1 tRNA gene and 2 rRNA genes (1 of these 3 only partly in view) are annotated in these 2986 nt (G+C 54.3%); all 3 read right to left on the bottom strand.

The features are described from left to right. Position 1 precedes the first annotated feature (1 nt). Positions 2–78 (bottom strand) — tRNA-Met (locus IQ35_RS15140). A gap of 164 nt (positions 79–242) precedes the next feature. Then, positions 243–357 (bottom strand): 5S ribosomal RNA (gene rrf / locus IQ35_RS15135). A gap of 172 nt (positions 358–529) precedes the next feature. Continuing rightward, positions 530–2986: ribosomal RNA gene (locus IQ35_RS15130) — 23S ribosomal RNA — on the bottom strand (it continues 342 nt past the right edge of the window).

The raw sequence follows: 2986 nt of genomic DNA, 5'->3' as shown, positions 1-2986 counted from the left end.
TTGGTTGCGGGAGCAGGATTTGAACCTGCGACCTTCAGGTTATGAGCCTGACGAGCTACCGGGCTGCTCCATCCCGCGACACTGGTTTTGCCTCAAGCGCCGGCGGCTGCCTCTGCAGCCTTGGCTTTCTTCTCCCGGGCGTGATCCAGGGTCAGGCGGCCGTTGGGCCTTGCGGGCCTCTGGTCCGTTGATGGATCAGAAGGGGTGTGAATGGGTTTTATGTTCGAAGCGCGTGCTGCAATGCCTGGCGACGCCCTACTCTTCCGGGGCTTGAGCCACAGTACCATCGGCGCAGTCAGGTTTCACGGCCGAGTTCGGGATGGGATCGGGTGGGTCACTGACGCTATGGTCACCAAGCAATGAAGCAGGCGCTTCGGGTTTTAATCGATACCGTGCACATGCGCATTTTCTGGGAAAATGCGTCAACAAACAACTTTATATATCTGGCTGGTCATCACCACTGATCGACGAAGCGCTGTTTTCCAGCACTGTCATTGATGGTGGGACTCTATGATCCTTAGAGGATCATTTAAGCGCGAACAGAGCAATTAGGACCGGTTAGCTTCACATGTTACCACGCTTCCACATCCGGCCTATCAACGTCGTGGTCTACGACGGCTCGATGAAATCTTATCTTGAGGGAGGCTTCCCGCTTAGATGCTTTCAGCGGTTATCCCGTCCATACATAGCTACCCTGCTGCGCTCCTGGCGGAACGACAGGTACACCAGAGGTATGTTCAACCCGGTCCTCTCGTACTAGGGTCAACTCCTCTCAAATTTCGACGCCCACGGCAGATAGGGACCAAACTGTCTCGCGACGTTCTGAACCCAGCTCACGTACCACTTTAATTGGCGAACAGCCAAACCCTTGGGACCTGCTCCAGCCCCAGGATGTGATGAGCCGACATCGAGGTGCCAAACGATTCCGTCGATATGAGCTCTTGGGAATCATCAGCCTGTTATCCCCGGCGTACCTTTTATCCGTTGAGCGATGGCCCTTCCACGAGGGACCACCGGATCACTATGACCGACTTTCGTCTCTGCTCGACTTGTCAGTCTCGCAGTCAGGCGGGCTTATGCCATTGCACTCTAACAGCCGGTTTCCAACCGGCCTGAGCCCACCATCGCGCGCCTCCGTTACTCTTTAGGAGGCGACCGCCCCAGTCAAACTACCCGCCACAGAGGGTCCCTGCACCGGATAACGGTGCGAGGTTAGACATCAGAAAACAACAGGGTGGTATTTCACCTATGGCTCCACGCGGGCTGGCGCCCACGCTTCAAAGCCTCCCACCTATGCTACACAGTTCTTTCCTAATGCCACTCTGAAGCTGCAGTAAAGGTGCACGGGGTCTTTCCGTCTAACCGCGGGTACTCCGCATCTTCACGGAGAATTCAATTTCGCTGAGCATATCCTGGAGACAGTGGGGAAGTCGTTACGCCATTCGTGCAGGTCGGAACTTACCCGACAAGGAATTTCGCTACCTTAGGACCGTTATAGTTACGGCCGCCGTTTACCTGGGCTTCAATTCAGAGCTTGCACTCCTCCTCTTAACCTTCAGGCACCGGGCAGGCGTCAGGCCCTATACGTCGTCTTGAAGCCGACTTAGCAGAGCCCTGTGTTTTTGCTAAACAGTCGCTACCCCCTGGCCTGTGCCCCCCACAAGTGCTTGCGCATATGTGGGGCCTCCTTCTTCCGAAGGTACGGAGGCAATTTGCCGAGTTCCTTCAGGATACTTCTCTCAAACGCCTTGGTATACTCTACCATTCCACCTGTGTCGGTTTAGGGTACGGTCTATACGGAGGGGCTATTTCCTGGGACAACTTCACAGCCTGGACCAATCCAATAAGGCCAGACCATTTACGCCATCCGTCACACACCTCCAGGCCCACGAATATTAACGTGGTTCCCATCGACTACCCCCTTCGGGCTCGTCTTAGGGGCCGGCTTACCCTGCTCAGATTAGCTTTAAGCAGGAACCCTTGGAATTTCGGCGACAGTGCATCTCACACTGTTAATCGCTACTCATGTCTGCATTCGCACTTCCGATACCTCCACGACCCATTACCAGATCGCTTCAACGGCCTACGGAACGCTCCGCTACCGCGTGATCGTAAACGATCACACCCTAAGCTTCGGTGCATCACTTTAGCCCCGTTACATCTTCGCCGCAGAATCTCTTGTTTAGACCAGTGAGCTGTTACGCTTTCTTTAAAGGATGGCTGCTTCTAAGCCAACCTCCTGGTTGTTTTGGAAATTCCACATGCTTTCCCACTTAGTGATGACTTGGGGACCTTAGCTGTAGGTTAGGGCTGTTTCCCTTTTGACGACGGACCTTAGCACCCGCCGTCTGTCTGCCGGACTAGACTCGTTGGTATTCGGAGTTTGGTTAGAATTGGTAGATCTCGCGACCCCCGCATCCATCCAGTGCTCTACCCCCAACGGCAATCATCCGACGCTCTACCTCAATAGATTTCGCGGAGAACCAGCTATTTCCCGGCTTGATTGGCCTTTCACCCCTAAGCACAACTCATCCGATAATTTTTCAACATTAAACGGTTCGGTCCTCCAGTGCGTATTACCGCACCTTCAACCTGGTCATGCATAGATCGCCGGGTTTCGGGTCTAATGCATCGAACTCATGGTCGCCCTGTTCAGACTCGCTTTCGCTGCGCCTACACCTAACGGCTTAAGCTTGCTCGATACACTAAGTCACAGACCCATTATGCAAGAGGTACGCGGTCAGGTCTCAAGGACCCTCCCACTGCTTGTAGGCATCCGGTTTCAGGTACTGTTTCACTCCCCTCATCGGGGTGCTTTTCACCTTTCCCTCACGGTACTGGTTCGCTATCGGTCATGTACGAGTATTTAGGCTTGGAGGGTGGTCCCCCCATGTTCAGACAGGGTTTCACGTGCCCCGCCCTACTCAAGTCCTGATATTTCATTTTCGCATACGGGGCTGTCACCCGCTATGGCCACACTTTCCAG

This window comes from Sphingobium wenxiniae, from assembly GCF_007830065.1.
Classification (GTDB): domain Bacteria; phylum Pseudomonadota; class Alphaproteobacteria; order Sphingomonadales; family Sphingomonadaceae; genus Sphingobium; species Sphingobium wenxiniae.
Note: the sequence above shows the minus strand (reverse complement) of the source record. Positions and strands in the feature narration are given on the sequence as shown.